The organism is Enterobacter cloacae complex sp. 2021EL-01169 (genome assembly GCF_020733125.1).
GTDB lineage: Bacteria > Pseudomonadota > Gammaproteobacteria > Enterobacterales > Enterobacteriaceae > Enterobacter > Enterobacter roggenkampii.
This window is the reverse complement of the sequence record NZ_JAJFTC010000001.1, coordinates 829,899-845,105: the sequence shown is the minus strand read 5'-3', so window position 1 is coordinate 845,105 and position 15,207 is coordinate 829,899. Positions and strand designations below refer to the sequence as shown.

Below are 15,207 nucleotides of genomic sequence, written 5' to 3'. Positions count from 1 at the left end.
TATACGCGGCATGATATAGACAATTAGTTTCTCATTCAGCAAGGAATTGCCATGTCTCAGATTCATCTCATCGCGCCGTCGGGCTACTGCATTAACCAAGACGCTGCGCAGCGGGGCGTTCAGCGTTTGCTGGAATCGGGCCACCAGGTAGAAAATCAGACGATTATCCCCCGCCGCCAGCAGCGTTTTGCCGGTACCGAAGCGCAGCGGCTGAATGATATCAACAGCCTGGTGAACCTGAAGGGTGAAAACCGGATAGTGCTGGCGGTGCGCGGCGGATATGGCGCGAGCCGGCTGCTGGAGAGCATTGACTGGCAGGGCCTGGCGGAGCGTCAGCAGCAGGATCCGCTGCTGATATGCGGCCACAGCGATTTCACCGTCATCCAGCTTGGGCTGCTGGCGCTGCATAACGTCATCACCTTCAGCGGCCCGATGCTGGCCGGTAACTTCGGCGCGCCGGAGCTGGAAGCGTTCACCGTGGAACATTTCTGGCGCGCGCTGCGTAATCCCACCTACAGCGTGGAGTGGCAGGGGAATGGACCGCACTGGGAATGCGAAGGTCAACTCTGGGGCGGCAACCTGGCGATGCTGGTTTCGCTCATCGGCACCCCGTGGATGCCGAACATTGAAAACGGCATTCTGGTGCTGGAAGATATCAACGAACATCCGTTCCGCGTCGAACGCATGCTGTTGCAGCTCTATCATGCCGGTATTCTTGAGCGCCAGTCCGCGATTGTGCTGGGCAGCTTCAGCGGCGCTGCCCCGAATGACTATGACGCGGGTTACTCCCTGGAAACCATGGTCGAGTTCATTCGCTCGCGGCTGGATATTCCGGTGATCGCCGGTCTGGACTTCGGTCATGAGCAGCGCACCGTGACCCTGGCGCTGGGGGCGCACGCCTCCCTGCTCCATAATGATTCCGGCTCCCGGCTGACCATCAGCGGCCATCCTGTCATAAAGGCATAAAAAAGCCGTTATACCCCCTTAATAAAACGCTGTTGCCGTCGTTAATATGTTAGGGTTTTAGTAACAGCGTTAACATTGAGGTGGGAGTAAGAGAACATTGGATGCCGCAGCGATAATCAGCCTTTTCATTCTGGGTTCGGTCCTTGTAACCAGCAGTATTTTATTAAGTTCATTTTCATCGCGTCTCGGCATACCTATTCTTGTTATTTTCCTCGCCATCGGCATGCTGGCCGGCATTGATGGCATTGGCGGTATCCCATTCGATAACTACCCTTTCGCCTACATGGTGAGTAACCTGGCGCTGGCGGTGATCCTGCTGGACGGCGGCATGCGCACCCAGGCGAGCTCCTTCCGCGTGGCCTTAGGGCCCGCGCTGTCGCTCGCCACGGTCGGCGTGTTGATTACCTCCGGCCTCACCGGAATGATGGCCGCGTGGCTTTTCCATCTGAATATCATGGAAGGGTTGCTGATAGGCGCCATCGTGGGCTCAACCGATGCGGCTGCGGTGTTTTCCCTGCTCGGCGGAAAAGGGCTTAACGAACGCGTTGGCTCCACGCTTGAGATTGAATCCGGCAGCAACGACCCGATGGCGGTGTTTCTCACCATCACGCTGATTGAGATGATCCAGCAGCACGAGACGGGGCTCAGCTGGATGTTTGCGTGGCATATCCTGCAGCAGTTCGGGCTGGGGATTGTTATTGGCCTGGCGGGGGGATACCTCTTACAGCAGATGATCAACCGCATCTCGCTGCCCGCGGGGCTTTACCCGCTGCTGGCCTTGAGCGGCGGCATTCTCATTTTTGCCGTTACCACGGCGCTGGACGGCAGCGGCATTCTCGCCGTCTACCTCTGCGGGTTCCTGATGGGCAACCGCCCTATTCGCAACCGCCATGCCATTTTGCAGAACTTCGACGGCCTGGCATGGCTGGCGCAGATCGGCATGTTCCTGGTGCTCGGTCTTCTGGTTACCCCATCGGACCTGCTGCCCATCGCCGTTCCGGCGCTGCTGCTGTCTGCGTGGATGATCTTCTTCGCCCGTCCGCTGTCGGTATTTGCTGGCCTGCTGCCGTTTCGGGGCTTCAACCTGCGCGAGCGCGTCTTTATCAGCTGGGTGGGTCTGCGCGGCGCGGTTCCGATTATTCTTGCGGTCTTTCCGATGATGGCCGGTCTGGATAACGCCCGGCTGTTCTTTAACGTGGCCTTCTTCGTGGTGCTGATTTCGCTGCTGTTCCAGGGAACGTCCCTCGGGTGGGCGGCGAAAAAAGCCAAAGTGGTGGTCCCTCCCGTGGGCTGGCCGGTGTCGCGGGTGGGGCTCGACATTCATCCGGAAAACCCGTGGGAGCAGTTCGTCTATCAGCTGAGCGCCGACAAATGGTGCGTGGGCGCTTCGCTGCGCGATTTGCACATGCCGGCTGAAACGCGCATTGCCGCCCTGTTCCGCGACAATGTCCTGTTGCACCCTACCGGCAGCACCCGCCTGCGCGAAGGGGATATTCTCTGCGTGATTGGCCGCGAGCGTGACCTGCCCGCGCTGGGCAAGCTGTTCAGCCAGTCGCCGCCGGTGGCGCTGGACCAGCGTTTCTTCGGCGATTTCATTCTGGAAGCCAGCGCCAGGTTTGCCGATGTGGCGCTGATTTACGGCCTGGATGAAGGTGCTGAAGACGGAGATAGCCAGCAAACGCTGGGCGAAATCATCCAGCAGCGGCTTGGCGCTGCCCCGGTCGTGGGCGATCAGGTAGAGTTTGCCGGGATGATCTGGACGGTAGCAGAGAAAGAAGATAACGCGGTAAGGAAAGTCGGTTTGAGGCCGATGGAAGAGGAAGCGGAGTAGCGGTTTTTTTGCCGGGTGGCGGCTTCGCCTTACCCGGCAAAAAAACCCTCGAACGTAGACCGGGTAAGCGTTAGCGCCACCCGGCGAATATACGTTACACCGTCACAACCGGCACCCTTGGTGCCAGGGCACACATCAGTTCATATCCCACCGTGCCCGCCGCGGCCGCCACGTCATCAATTTTGATTTCGTTACCCCACAGCTCGACCGGGGAACCGATACCCGCCTGCGGGCAGGGCGTCAGGTCAACGGCCAGCATATCCATAGATACGGTGCCTACCGTTCCCGTGCGGACTCCATCTACCCACACAGGCGTACCGGTCGGCGCAATGCGCGGGTAGCCGTCGGCATAGCCACCCGCCACGATACCAATCCGCTGCTCGCCCTTTGCCCGATAGCGGCTACCGTAGCCCACCGTGTCGCCAGCTTTCAGGGTCTGCACGCCAATGATTTCACTGCGCAGGGTCATTACCGGCTTCAGTCCGCTGTTGGCGATATCCTGCCACTGCCCCGAGGGCGACGCGCCGTACAGAACGATCCCCGGACGCACCCAGTTGTAATGCGCCTCGGGATGCCACAGCGTGGCCGCCGAGTTGGACAGCGAGCGCGGGCAGTCCAGCCCTTCTGCCGCCTGCTCGATGCGGACCATGGCATCGGCGATACCGTCCGGTTTTTCCGCGTCGGCAAAGTGTGCCATCAGCGTCATTTCACCCACATTCTTCAGGGCGCGCAGCTGCTGCCAGACCGTATGCACCCGCTCAGGCTGGAAGCCCAGGCGGTTCATGCCGCTGTTGACCTTGAGATAGATATCCAGCGGCGCGTGGAGCTTCGCATCCTGAATCGCTTTGATCTGCCAGTTGCTGTGAACGCTGGTGGTCAGCCGGTACTTATCCAGCAGCGGCAGATCGTCGGCGTGGAAGAAGCCCTCCAGCAGCAGTATGGGCCCTTTCCAGCCGCGCTCGCGCAGCAGAATGGCCTCTTCAAGATTGAGTAACGCAAAGCCATCGGTGGCGCTCAGCGCGCTCCAGATACGGTCAATGCCGTGGCCGTAGGCATTCGCTTTCACCACCGACCACACGCGTGCGCCAGGTGCTGCCCGACGAACAATCTGCAGGTTATCCTTCAGGGCCTGCAGGTTCAGCTGAGCGAGAACAGGACGGGACATGACAACTCCTTAGTTATGCGCGCCGTGCAGGTGCTGTGGACGCGACGGCGTAAACCCCGATTGATAGCGCGCGACACTGAGATCGTCAAACGGAATGGCCGGCGTGCGTCCGGAAATCAGGTCGCTCAGCAGCTGTCCGGAGCCGCAGGCCATCGTCCAGCCAAGCGTACCGTGTCCGGTATTGGTCCACAGGTTTTTGAACGGCGTGCGCCCTACAATCGGCGTGCCGTCCGGCGTCATCGGACGCAGGCCGGTCCAGAAGGTCGCCTGCTCGACAAAGCCACCGCGCGGGAAGAGGTCCCCTACCACCATCTCCAGCGTTTCACGACGCGGTTTCAGCAGTTCGGTGTTGAAGCCGACGATCTCCGCCATGCCGCCTACGCGGATGCGGTTATCGAAGCGGGTAATGGCGATTTTGTAGGTTTCATCCAGAATGGTAGAAACCGGTGCGCCGCTCTCCTCTTTTACCGGAATGGTCAGCGAGTAGCCTTTTAGCGGGTAGACCGGAATGTCGAGAATGCCCTTCAGCATCGCGGTGGAGTACGAACCAAACGCCATGACGTAGGCATCCGCTTTGATCACCTCTTCGCCACACTTCACGCCGTAAATTTTTTCCCCTTCCGACAGCAGCTTGTCGACAGAGGTGTTAAAGCGGAATTTCACCCCCGCCTGCTCGCACATCTGCGCCAGACGCTGCGTAAAAAGCTGGCAGTCGCCGGTTTCGTCATTCGGCAGGCGCAGGCCGCCCGTCAGCTTATGCGCCACTTCCGCCAGCGCAGGTTCAACCTGACCAAGCTGGCTGGCTTCCAGCAGCTGATACGGTACGCCAGCATCTTCCAGCACGGCGATATCGCGGGTGGCGTTTTCATACTGTTGTTCGGTGCGGAACAGTTGGAGCGTTCCGCCCTGACGGCCTTCGTACTCAATCCCGGTTGAGGCGCGCAGCGCTTTCAGGCAGTCGCGGCTGTATTCCGCCAGGCGCACCATGCGCCCTTTGTTCTCCATGTAGTGGCGGGTGTCGCAGTTGCGCAGCATCTGCCACATCCACTTCAGCTGGAACTGCGTGCCGTCAAGGCTGATGGCCAGCGGCGCGTGGCGCTGGAACATCCATTTAATCGCTTTCAGCGGAACGCCCGGTGCTGCCCACGGTGCCGCATAGCCCGGAGAGATTTGCCCGGCGTTCGCCGCGCTGGTTTCCAGCGCGGGGCCTGACTCACGATCGATAACGGTGACGTCATGTCCCGCCTGACTTAAATACCAGGCGCTGGTTACCCCAACGACACCACTTCCCAGTATGACAACACGCATAGCCACTCCATTATGTGCAAAAGAACAATCTTCTAATTACAGATTGATAACCTAGTTGAAAATATTATTCAACATACGACTTTTTTATGGTGACTTACCTCACACATCCCCCAGCATCAGGGGATAGTGCTAATTTGGGATCTCCTGCTGCGCGTTATTTTTAACCAGCATAAAATGCTGAGAGACGCCCTTTTTTTGCCGTATCAAAAACGCGAAATCGCAAAGAAAAAATTTCTGCCCCAGCACGCTTTTTAACACGTTGATCTATGCTTGAAAGGAGGCTCTCCAGACAGAGAGAGCACCCACAACGAGGGCGCGCTAATGGCTACTATTGATTCCCTGAACAAGGACAACACACGTCTGAGCGATGGACCCGACTGGACCTTCGAACTGCTGGATGTTTACCTCGCCGAGATCGACCGGGTCGCAAAACTGTATCGCCTGGATACCTACCCCCATCAGATTGAAGTCATTACGTCCGAACAGATGATGGACGCCTACTCCAGCGTCGGGATGCCGATCAACTATCCGCACTGGTCGTTTGGTAAGAAATTTATTGAAACGGAGCGGCTGTATAAGCACGGCCAGCAGGGTCTGGCGTATGAAATCGTCATCAACTCCAATCCGTGTATCGCCTATTTAATGGAAGAGAACACCATTACCATGCAGGCGCTGGTGATGGCGCACGCCTGCTACGGGCATAACTCTTTTTTCAAGAATAACTATCTGTTCCGCAGCTGGACGGATGCCAGCTCCATCGTCGATTACCTGATCTTCGCCCGTAAATACATTACCGACTGCGAAGAGCGCTACGGCGTGGACGAAGTGGAAAAACTGCTGGACTCCTGCCACGCGCTGATGAACTACGGCGTAGACCGCTACAAACGTCCGCAGAAAATCTCCCTGCAGGAGGAGAAGGCCCGGCAGAAAAGCCGCGAAGAGTATCTGCAAAGCCAGGTGAACATGCTGTGGCGCACCCTGCCGAAGCGTGAGGAAGAAAAAACGATCGCCGAAGCGCGGCGTTATCCGTCCGAGCCACAGGAAAACCTGCTCTATTTTATGGAGAAGAACGCCCCGCTGCTGGAGCCGTGGCAGCGTGAGATCCTGCGCATCGTGCGCAAGGTGAGCCAGTATTTCTACCCGCAAAAACAGACGCAGGTGATGAACGAAGGCTGGGCGACCTTCTGGCACTACACCATCCTCAACCACCTGTACGACGAGGGGAAAGTCACCGAGCGGTTCATGATGGAGTTCCTCCACAGCCATACCAACGTGGTGTTCCAGCCGCCCTATAACAGCCCGTGGTACAGTGGGATTAACCCGTATGCCCTTGGCTTCGCCATGTTCCAGGACATTAAGCGTATCTGTCAGTCGCCGACGGAAGAAGACAAGTACTGGTTCCCGGATATCGCCGGATCTGACTGGCTGGAAACGCTGCACTTTGCGATGCGCGACTTTAAGGATGAGAGCTTCATCAGCCAGTTTATGTCGCCGAAGATCATGCGTGACTTCCGCTTCTTCACCGTGCTGGACGACGACCGCAACAACTATCTGGAGATCTCCGCAATCCACAACGAGGAGGGTTACCGTGAGATCCGCTCTCGCCTCTCTTCCCAGTACAACCTGAGCAATCTTGAACCCAACATTCAGGTGTGGAACGTGGATTTGCGCGGTGACCGCTCCCTGACGCTGCGCTATATCCCGCACAATCGCGCGCCGCTGGATAAAGGGCGTAAAGAGGTGCTGAAGCATGTGCATCGCCTGTGGGGCTTTGACGTGCAACTGGAGCAGCAGAATGAAGACGGGAGCGTCGAGCTGCTTGAACGCTGCCCGGCGCGGTTGAATACGCTGTAGTTTTTTGCCGGGTGGCGGCTACGCCTTACCCGGCCTACGGGTTTTGTAGGCCCGGTAAGCGAAGCGCCACCGGGCGAAAAAAAACCTCTCACACGAGAGGTTTTTTATTTCAGCGGCTCTGAATCGCCAAATCACCCGGCAGCGTTTTCTGCATACGGTGCCAGATTTCACCGGAATCGTGACCGTAGCGGCGCACCGTCTCATACACCTGATCGTGCAGACCTTCGGAGCACAGCTTGCTCAGCTTATGGTAAAAGCCCAGCGCCAGGCTGCGGGCTTCGGGATTGGCAAAGTAGTGGCGGCCAATGCGGGTGTAGAGTCCCTTCATACCGTTGAGGATCAGACCGTACACCGGGTTGCCGGAGGCAAACGCCAGGCCACGGAAGACGTTGTAATCGAGGGTGGCAAACGCGTCGGCGTGATCTTCCACCTCGTTGGCACTGGCCAGCACCGCAAGCGCATCTTCCGGATGCTGGCGGAAAGCCGTACGAATAAAGATCGTCGCGATGTTGGTGCGAACGGAGAGTAGATTATCAATGAGCTGCGGCACGCTTTCATGATCGAGACGCGCCAGCGTTTCAAGAATGTTCAGCCCGGAGGTTTCCCAGAAGTTGTTCACTTTTGTTGGCTTGCCGTGCTGGATCGTCAACCAGCCATCGCGCGCCAGTCGCTGAAGCACTTCACGCAGCGTGGTGCGAGTGACGCCAATCAGTTCAGAGAGTTCGCGTTCAGCCGGAAGAATGGACCCCGCAGGGAAACGATTATTCCAGATGCTTTCAATGATGTACTCTTCCGCGAAACCCGCCGGGCTCTGCGCCTTAATGACCATAGTGAGATTTCCATTACACAGCTTTAGCAAATTGGACTCATCATACCAGAGGCGTGCAGTGGCAGGTAGCGCGGCAAAGAGAGAAAAGAGGGATCGCCGTTTCATTTTTATGAAATTTACAATGCAGTCTTATCCGCGTCTGGACCGTGAATTTTGCGTATACTGATGTTTTGTCTTACTTGACGGGGAAGGACGTCTGTCGTGGAAATTTCTTTTGGGCGCGCTCTGTGGCGCAATTTTTTAGGCCAGTCTCCTGACTGGTACAAACTGATACTGCTGGTGTTCCTGGTCGTTAACCCTCTCCTCTTTTACGTGAACCCGTTCGTTGCCGGGTGGCTGCTGGTCGCGGAGTTTATCTTCACCCTGGCGATGGCGCTGAAATGCTATCCCCTGTTGCCGGGCGGATTGCTGGCGTTTGAAGCGGTAGTGATTGGCATGACCTCAGCCGAGCATGTCAAAGCAGAGCTGGCTTCAAATCTTGAAGTGCTTCTGCTGCTGATGTTTATGGTGGCGGGCATCTACTTTATGAAACAGCTGCTGCTGTTTATCTTTACGCGCCTGCTGCTCAGCATTCCGTCGAAAATGGTTCTCTCGCTGGCGTTTTGCCTTGCGGCGGCCTTCCTGTCAGCCTTCCTGGACGCGCTGACGGTCGTCGCGGTGGTGATAAGCGTCGCGGTGGGGTTTTACGGTATTTATCACCGCGTGGCCTCCTCTCGTCCGGGTGAGGATCTGCAGGATGACAGCCATGTCGATGCGCATAACCGCGAGGTACTGGAGCAGTTTCGCGCCTTCCTGCGCAGCCTGATGATGCATGCCGGGGTGGGTACCGCCCTGGGGGGCGTGATGACGATGGTGGGCGAGCCGCAAAACCTGATCATTGCGAAAGCGGCTGGCTGGCACTTCGGTGATTTCTTCCTGAGAATGGCCCCGGTGAGCGTGCCGGTGCTGATCTGCGGTCTGGCGACCTGTTTGCTGGTGGAGAAGTTTCGCCTCTTTGGTTACGGGGCACAACTCCCGGAGCCGGTACGTCAGGAACTGCATAAATTCGATCTGCAGAGCCGACGCCAGCGGACGCGCCAGGAGACGCTGCGCCTGATTGCACAGGGGATCATCGGCGTCTGGCTTATCGCCGCGCTGGCGTTCCATCTGGCTGAAGTGGGGCTGATTGGTCTGTCCGTGATTATTCTCGCCACGACCTTTACCGGCGTGACGGATGAGCATGCCATCGGCAAAGCCTTCACCGAAGCGCTGCCGTTTACCGCCCTGCTGGCGGTGTTCTTTGCGGTCGTGGCGGTGATAATCGACCAGCACCTGTTCGCGCCGATTATTGCCTTTGTCTTACGGGCATCGCCGGATGCTCAGCTGTCGCTGTTTTACCTGTTTAACGGCCTGCTCTCATCGATCTCAGATAACGTCTTTGTCGGGACGGTTTACATTAACGAGGCTAAGACCGCGATGGAGCAAGGCGTGATCAGCGCCGGACAGTTTGAACTGCTGGCCGTGGCGATCAACACCGGTACCAACCTGCCGTCGGTGGCGACACCCAATGGCCAGGCCGCCTTCCTGTTCCTGCTGACCTCCGCTCTTGCGCCACTCATACGTCTTTCTTATGGAAGAATGGTCTGGATGGCCCTGCCCTATACGCTGGTGCTTACGATCGTGGGATTGCTTTGCGTCAAAATTACCCTTATTCCCTGTACGCAATGGTTGATACAAGCGGGTATACTTGCGGCGCAGTAAACTCTGCAACTCGGGCAGTTCGCTGCCCGTTTGCCTTTTCGCACGATAAACATCCAATTACGTTTTATTTCGCCAGGTACAGGTGGCGCGAAAAACGAATTCGTTTACACTGCGCTTTCTAAGCATGTTCCAGGGAAATGATTATGTTGAGATTTTTAAACCAGTGCTCCCGCGGTCGCGGAGCATGGTTGTTAATGGCCCTGACCGCCTTTGCGCTGGAAATGGTCGCGCTGTGGTTCCAGCACGTAATGGGACTCAAACCTTGCGTGCTCTGTATTTACGAACGCTGCGCGCTGTTCGGCATTATGGGGGCTGGCCTGGTCGGCGCGATTGCGCCGAAGTCGCCGCTTCGCTATGCCGGGATCGCAATCTGGCTCTACAGCGCCTGGAAAGGCATTGAACTCTCCTGGCAGCACACGATGATGCAGCTGCATCCGTCACCGTTTATGACCTGCGATTTTGCCGCCCGCTTCCCGAGCTGGCTGCCGCTGGACAAATGGCTGCCGCAGGTGTTCGTTGCCTCCGGTGACTGCTCCGTTCGCCAGTGGGAATTCCTGACGCTGGAGATGCCGCAGTGGCTGGTAGGCATTTTTGCCGCCTACTTCGTCGTGGCGCTGCTGGTGTTGATCGCTCAGCCGTTCAAACCGAAGAAGCGCGATTTGTTCGGACGCTAATTCGCCCGGCGGCGCTTCGCTTGCGCGGGCCTACGGTTTTGTAGGTCGGGTAAGCGCAGCGCCACCCGGCACAACAGCGCACAATAAAAAACCCGCTTCGGCGGGTTTTTTAATCTCAACGGGTCGGGTGGTTCATGATGTGATCTTCCCAGTCCCGCACCTCGGACTCTTTCACCGCAATGTGGCGCACGGAGATACGTTCGCCGTGCATCGCCGCTTTTGAACCGGTCAGCAGGGGGTGCCAGTCAGGCAGACCTTTCCCCTCCGCCAGCAGGCGATACGCGCAGGTATGCGGCAGCCATTCAAAGGTGGGCAGATTCTCACGGGTTAATTTAATGCAGTCTGGCTCGAACTCGAAGCGGCGCTCGTAGTTGCGGCACTGGCAGGTTTTGATGTTCAGCTGCTTGCAGGCCACGTTGGTGAAGTAGATTTCGTCCGTGTCTTCATCCATCAGCTTGTGCAGGCAGCACTGACCACAGCCGTCGCATAAGGATTCCCATTCCGCGTCGGTCATGTCGTCGAGAGTTTTGCTTTGCCAGAAAGGGATGTCGTTCATCAGGATGTCCACACGTCAAAAGAAAGCGCACCTTATAACGAGTCTGGCACGTCGTTGCAAGTTTTGCCGCCCTTTTCAGGCGGCAAGAGGAGGTTACAGCACGCGGGTTTTCAGCGACAGGCCGTTAAAACCAACTTCAAGTTCATCACCGCTCGCGAGCGGACCAACGCCTTCCGGCGTGCCAGTCAGGATCACATCACCCGGCTTGAGGGTAAAGAAGCGGCTCATGTAGGCGATCAGCGGCACAATCTTATGGATCATGTCTGCCGTGGTGCCCTGCTGGCGGATTTCACCGTTAACCTTCAGGCTGAGCGGCGTATCCTGCGGATCGCCGGTAAATTCGCTCACCGGCACAAACGCCGAAATCGGGCAGGAATTATCAAACCCTTTGGCTTTTTCCCACGGCTGCCCCGCTTTCTTCATTTTGCCCTGCACGTCGCGTAGCGTCAGATCCAGCGCCACGCCGTATCCGGCGATCGCTTTTTGCACATGCTCTTCGGAGGCCTGACGCAGCGTTGCGCCGATCAGCACGGCGAGTTCCACTTCGTGGTGCACCGAGCCGAGCCCCTGCGGCAGGGCCAGCGGCTGGCGAATATCGCAAAGCGCCGTTTCAGGCTTAATGAACAGAACCGGCTCTTCTGGCGTCGCACTGCCCATCTCCTGAATATGTTTTGCATAGTTGCTGCCCACGCAAACCACTTTGCTGACGGGATAATCCAGTAATGCACCTTGCCAGTTATGATGTTGATACATGGTCGACCCCTAAACGGTTGATGTGTTGTGCTCAAAAACAGTTGAGACTATTTTTTACCGTTCGCCTCAAGATGCTGTTTTAATAAATTCTCGGGTGGCGGCGGAAGCTGTAAATAATAGCCCTGCTCGGCTAATGCCGTTTTCACTTTCTCCAGATCGGCATTCACCAGTTTCTTGCGACCATCAAGCGGCAGCAGCATCGCCATCTGCGGTCGGCCAAAGCTCTTCATTAATTCTTCAGGCACGCGTGAAAAATCGTCTTTCTTTTCGACATAAAGATAGGTCTGGTCACGGGTTGTACTTCTGTAGATCACACAAAACATGTTTTTACTCTGAATTAATGGGTGGTTGCTTGCCTCAATATACTCCTGACTATAACATGCCTGATACTCTTCGGAATATCGCAGCGAGTGGTTGCGGTTAATAGCAAATTGAGTAAGGCCAGGATGTCAAACACGCCCATCGAGCTTAAAGGCAGTAGCTTCACCTTATCAGTGGTACATTTGCATGATGCAAAACCCGAGGTTATTCGTCAGGCGTTAGAAGACAAAATCGCCCAGGCTCCCGCCTTCCTGAAGCACGCCCCTGTTGTTATCAACGTCAGCGGTCTTGAAGCGCCGGTTAACTGGAAACGTCTCCAGCAGGCCGTCTCCTCGACCGGACTGCGTATTGTCGGCATCAGCGGCTGCAAAGATACTGAACTGAAAGCGGAAATTGACCGTGCGGGGCTGCCGCTTCTGAATGAAGGCAAAGAAAAAGCCCCGCGTGCGGCACCCGTTGCCGTCGAAACGCCCCCTCCTGCGGCGCAAAACGTTACAAACATCACAAAAACGCGAATGATTGATGTGCCGGTTCGTTCCGGTCAGCGCATTTATGCACCAAACTGTGATCTGATTGTTACAAGCCACGTCAGTGCTGGCGCTGAGCTGATTGCAGATGGCAATATTCACGTTTACGGTATGATGCGTGGACGTGCGCTCGCAGGTGCAAGTGGCGATCGGGACGCGCAAATATTTTGTACTCACCTGACGGCGGAACTGGTGTCCATCGCAGGTGAATATTGGCTGAGCGACAAGATCCCAGCCGAATTTTATGGCAAAGCGGCTCGCCTGCTTCTGGCAGACGACGCGTTGACCGTTCAACCGTTGAATTGATCCCTTTTTAACAAGGAATTTCTATGGCACGCATTATTGTTGTTACTTCGGGTAAAGGAGGCGTTGGCAAGACCACCTCCAGCGCGGCCATCGCTACTGGTTTGGCCCAGAAGGGAAAGAAAACCGTCGTTATCGACTTCGATATCGGCCTGCGTAACCTCGACCTCATCATGGGATGTGAGCGTCGCGTCGTGTATGACTTTGTGAACGTCATTCAGGGCGATGCCACGCTGAACCAGGCGCTGATTAAAGACAAGCGCACCGAGAACCTCTACATTCTCCCGGCTTCTCAGACGCGTGACAAAGACGCCCTGACCCGTGAAGGGGTAGAAAAGGTGCTCGACGAGCTGAAAAAAATGGAGTTCGACTTCATCGTCTGTGACTCCCCTGCCGGTATCGAAACCGGTGCCCTGATGGCGCTCTACTTCGCTGATGAAGCAATCATCACCACCAACCCTGAAGTTTCATCCGTGCGTGACTCAGACCGCATTCTCGGGATCCTCGCCTCTAAATCCCGTCGTGCGGAAAATGGCGAAGACCCGATTAAAGAACACCTGCTGCTCACCCGCTACAACCCGGGCCGCGTAAACAAAGGTGACATGCTGAGCATGGAAGACGTGCTGGAGATCCTGCGCATTAAGCTGGTGGGCGTTATCCCGGAAGATCAGTCCGTGTTACGCGCCTCTAACCAGGGCGAGCCAGTGATCCTTGATACAATGGCAGATGCAGGTAAAGCTTACGCCGATACCGTTGACCGTCTGCTGGGAGAAGAACGTCCTTTCCGCTTCATTGAAGAAGAGAAGAAAGGTTTCCTCAAACGCCTGTTCGGAGGATAAGTTATGGCATTACTGGACTTTTTTCTCTCGCGGAAAAAGAACACCGCCAACATCGCAAAAGAACGTCTGCAAATTATCGTTGCGGAGCGTCGTCGTAGCGACGCCGAGCCTCACTACCTGCCGCAGCTGCGCAAGGACATCCTGGAAGTGATCTGTAAGTACGTGCAGATTGACCCGGAGATGGTGACGGTGCAGCTGGAACAAAAAGACGGGGATATTTCGATTCTGGAGCTGAACGTGACGCTCCCGGAAGCGGAAGAGTCGCGTCCGTAGGTTTGTGATTTCGTCGCCCCGGTAAGCGCAGCGCCACCGGGGGAATATGCCGGGTTTATCACCCGGCATATTTTTATCGCGGATAACCTTCCAGCAGCGTATTCAGGCGATCGGCCATCAATTCCCCGCGCCATCCCGCCATCATCTCCGGCATGCCATTCTGCGGCTTCAGCTTCCAGTGCCAGTTAAGCAGCTGGTTAATCTGACGGCGTGAAGCGAGCAGCTCCGCGCTCAGCTTGCTTTCCGTAGCCACCGCCTGCACCAGCGCTTTGATGTCCTTAAACGCTTTGCGATAGCCCGGCATATCCATCAGGTTCAGCAGCGGTTCCGGCAGCGCCTCTTCCGGCAACGCCTGCGCTTTTGCGACCAGCGCCAGCAGGGTTTTGCCGTGGAAACGGATTTCACTGCCCGAAAGCCCAATGCTGTCCAGCTCGCCGAGGCTGCCCGGCATATAGCGCGCAACCGCCCAGAGATGCTCTTCGCGAACCACAAAGTTAACGGCCAGATCGCGCTCGCGCGCTTTACGCAAGCGCCAGTCTGCCAGCAGCTGCAGGCACGCCAGCTGACGCGTACGCAGTTGCCAGGCGTTGCTGATGTCGCGCCAGGCCTCTTTCGGATCCACCACTTCCTGACGACGCAGCTGGGTCATACGGCACTCGTCCAGCGCGGCGGACAGCCAGCCGGATGCCTCGGCTTCTTTCATCAGCTGTCCGGCGATCGGCAGCAGGTAAAACACGTCAGCCGCCGCATACTCCAGCTGGCGCTCGGTAAGCGGACGCGCCAGCCAGTCGGTACGGGATTCGCTTTTATCCAGCGTCAGGCCCGTATACTCCTCCACCATGGCGGCAAAGCCCCAGGAGAGCGGTCGCCCGCTGAACGCCGCAAGGATCTGCGTATCAATCAGCGGCTGAGGCATGATGCCAAAGGTGTTCAGAAAGACTTCCAGATCTTCACTGCCTGCGTGCAGGTATTTCGTGACGGCGGTATCGAGCAGCAGATCGCGCATCGGCGTCCAGTCGGTAATGCCGAGAGGGTCGATCAGCGACACGTGTTTACCGTCGTACATCTGAATCAACCCCAGCTGCGGGTAGTACGTCCGGGTACGGACAAACTCGGTATCCAGGGCAATGGCAGGAAAGTCGCGCGTCACTTCGCACAGCGAAGCCAGCTCGTCGTTGGTCGTGATCATCTGGTAATTCAAATCGGATTCTCTTTTGTTTGCGCCCATAAAAAAACGCCGGCTTAACCGGCGTCTGGACGATTAACGT

15 protein-coding genes are annotated in these 15,207 nt (G+C 56.8%); 8 read left to right on the top strand and 7 right to left on the bottom strand.

Annotated features, from left to right (window positions below; all coding sequences use genetic code 11):
- Window positions 1-51 precede the first annotated feature (51 nt).
- Window positions 52-966: a muramoyltetrapeptide carboxypeptidase gene (ldcA, locus tag LLF79_RS03910; protein WP_045352240.1), complete on the top strand. Its 915-nt coding sequence runs from the start codon at window positions 52-54 to the stop codon at window positions 964-966.
- A 97-nt stretch (window positions 967-1,063) separates the two neighbouring features.
- Complete coding sequence (locus LLF79_RS03905; protein WP_021240401.1) at window positions 1,064-2,797, top strand: potassium/proton antiporter; 1,734 nt, start codon at window positions 1,064-1,066, stop codon at window positions 2,795-2,797.
- A 94-nt stretch (window positions 2,798-2,891) separates the two neighbouring features.
- Here the strand turns inward: LLF79_RS03905 and dadX are convergent, their stop codons facing one another.
- Together dadX and LLF79_RS03895 are read right to left on the bottom strand one after the other, a co-directional pair.
- A complete protein-coding gene (gene dadX / locus LLF79_RS03900; RefSeq protein WP_008500515.1) occupies window positions 2,892-3,962 on the bottom strand; it encodes a catabolic alanine racemase DadX in 1,071 nt (356 codons plus the stop codon).
- A 9-nt stretch (window positions 3,963-3,971) separates the two neighbouring features.
- Window positions 3,972-5,270 carry a D-amino acid dehydrogenase gene (locus LLF79_RS03895; protein ID WP_021240402.1) on the bottom strand — a complete coding sequence of 433 codons (1,299 nt, stop codon included), beginning with the start codon at window positions 5,268-5,270 and terminating at the stop codon, window positions 3,972-3,974.
- A 321-nt stretch (window positions 5,271-5,591) separates the two neighbouring features.
- On the opposite strand from LLF79_RS03895, the gene LLF79_RS03890 reads away from it, so the two are divergent.
- On the top strand, window positions 5,592-7,124 hold the full coding sequence (locus LLF79_RS03890) for a SpoVR family protein (protein ID WP_023293929.1): 1,533 nt from the start codon (window positions 5,592-5,594) through the stop codon (window positions 7,122-7,124).
- 109 nt (window positions 7,125-7,233) lie between these two features.
- On the opposite strand, the gene fadR is transcribed toward LLF79_RS03890, so the two are convergent.
- Window positions 7,234-7,953 (bottom strand): fatty acid metabolism transcriptional regulator FadR, encoded by a 720-nt coding sequence (gene fadR, locus LLF79_RS03885; protein WP_008500512.1) that lies wholly within the window; start codon window positions 7,951-7,953, stop codon window positions 7,234-7,236.
- Window positions 7,954-8,154: 201 nt separating this feature from the next.
- Between fadR and nhaB the strand changes: the two genes are divergently transcribed.
- Complete coding sequence (gene nhaB / locus LLF79_RS03880) at window positions 8,155-9,693, top strand: Na(+)/H(+) antiporter NhaB (protein ID WP_023293930.1); 1,539 nt, start codon at window positions 8,155-8,157, stop codon at window positions 9,691-9,693.
- Window positions 9,694-9,836: 143 nt separating this feature from the next.
- Window positions 9,837-10,367: a disulfide bond formation protein DsbB gene (gene dsbB, locus LLF79_RS03875; protein ID WP_028015880.1), complete on the top strand. Its 531-nt coding sequence runs from the start codon at window positions 9,837-9,839 to the stop codon at window positions 10,365-10,367.
- Window positions 10,368-10,482: 115 nt separating this feature from the next.
- Here dsbB and LLF79_RS03870 read toward each other — a convergent pair whose 3' ends face one another.
- The 3 genes from LLF79_RS03870 to LLF79_RS03860 all read right to left on the bottom strand — a co-directional run bounded on the left by LLF79_RS03870 (window position 10,483) and on the right by LLF79_RS03860 (window position 11,999).
- Window positions 10,483-10,923: a YcgN family cysteine cluster protein gene (locus tag LLF79_RS03870; protein ID WP_008500509.1), complete on the bottom strand. Its 441-nt coding sequence runs from the start codon at window positions 10,921-10,923 to the stop codon at window positions 10,483-10,485.
- 93 nt (window positions 10,924-11,016) lie between these two features.
- Window positions 11,017-11,676: a fumarylacetoacetate hydrolase family protein gene (locus LLF79_RS03865; RefSeq protein WP_021240407.1), complete on the bottom strand. Its 660-nt coding sequence runs from the start codon at window positions 11,674-11,676 to the stop codon at window positions 11,017-11,019.
- 47 nt (window positions 11,677-11,723) lie between these two features.
- Window positions 11,724-11,999, bottom strand: a complete 276-nt coding sequence (locus LLF79_RS03860; RefSeq protein WP_008500507.1) for a YcgL domain-containing protein — start codon at window positions 11,997-11,999, stop codon at window positions 11,724-11,726.
- Window positions 12,000-12,122: 123 nt separating this feature from the next.
- Here LLF79_RS03860 and minC point away from each other — a divergent pair, with 123 nt between their 5' ends.
- From minC to minE, 3 genes are read left to right on the top strand one after another with little or no spacing between them, the layout of a single operon-like run.
- On the top strand, window positions 12,123-12,830 hold the full coding sequence (gene minC, locus LLF79_RS03855) for a septum site-determining protein MinC (protein WP_008500506.1): 708 nt from the start codon (window positions 12,123-12,125) through the stop codon (window positions 12,828-12,830).
- 23 nt (window positions 12,831-12,853) lie between these two features.
- Window positions 12,854-13,666 (top strand): septum site-determining protein MinD, encoded by an 813-nt coding sequence (gene minD / locus LLF79_RS03850; RefSeq protein WP_008500505.1) that lies wholly within the window; start codon window positions 12,854-12,856, stop codon window positions 13,664-13,666.
- A gap of 3 nt (window positions 13,667-13,669) precedes the next feature.
- Window positions 13,670-13,939 (top strand): cell division topological specificity factor MinE, encoded by a 270-nt coding sequence (gene minE / locus LLF79_RS03845; RefSeq protein WP_008500504.1) that lies wholly within the window; start codon window positions 13,670-13,672, stop codon window positions 13,937-13,939.
- Between the two features lie 73 nt (window positions 13,940-14,012).
- Here minE and rnd read toward each other — a convergent pair whose 3' ends face one another.
- Window positions 14,013-15,128: a ribonuclease D gene (rnd, locus tag LLF79_RS03840; RefSeq protein ID WP_157841597.1), complete on the bottom strand. Its 1,116-nt coding sequence runs from the start codon at window positions 15,126-15,128 to the stop codon at window positions 14,013-14,015.
- Window positions 15,129-15,207: the final 79 nt, after the last annotated feature.

Coding starts and splice junctions, on each gene's coding strand:
- ldcA (WP_045352240.1), top strand. CDS start 52: ATGTCTCAGATTCATCTCATCGCGCCGTCGGGCTACTGCATTAACCAA.
- dadX (WP_008500515.1), bottom strand. CDS start 3,962: ATGTCCCGTCCTGTTCTCGCTCAGCTGAACCTGCAGGCCCTGAAGGAT.
- LLF79_RS03895 (WP_021240402.1), bottom strand. CDS start 5,270: ATGCGTGTTGTCATACTGGGAAGTGGTGTCGTTGGGGTAACCAGCGCC.
- LLF79_RS03890 (WP_023293929.1), top strand. CDS start 5,592: ATGGCTACTATTGATTCCCTGAACAAGGACAACACACGTCTGAGCGAT.
- fadR (WP_008500512.1), bottom strand. CDS start 7,953: ATGGTCATTAAGGCGCAGAGCCCGGCGGGTTTCGCGGAAGAGTACATC.
- dsbB (WP_028015880.1), top strand. CDS start 9,837: ATGTTGAGATTTTTAAACCAGTGCTCCCGCGGTCGCGGAGCATGGTTG.
- LLF79_RS03870 (WP_008500509.1), bottom strand. CDS start 10,923: ATGAACGACATCCCTTTCTGGCAAAGCAAAACTCTCGACGACATGACC.
- LLF79_RS03865 (WP_021240407.1), bottom strand. CDS start 11,676: ATGTATCAACATCATAACTGGCAAGGTGCATTACTGGATTATCCCGTC.
- LLF79_RS03860 (WP_008500507.1), bottom strand. CDS start 11,999: ATGTTTTGTGTGATCTACAGAAGTACAACCCGTGACCAGACCTATCTT.
- minC (WP_008500506.1), top strand. CDS start 12,123: ATGTCAAACACGCCCATCGAGCTTAAAGGCAGTAGCTTCACCTTATCA.
- minD (WP_008500505.1), top strand. CDS start 12,854: ATGGCACGCATTATTGTTGTTACTTCGGGTAAAGGAGGCGTTGGCAAG.
- minE (WP_008500504.1), top strand. CDS start 13,670: ATGGCATTACTGGACTTTTTTCTCTCGCGGAAAAAGAACACCGCCAAC.
- rnd (WP_157841597.1), bottom strand. CDS start 15,128: ATGATCACGACCAACGACGAGCTGGCTTCGCTGTGCGAAGTGACGCGC.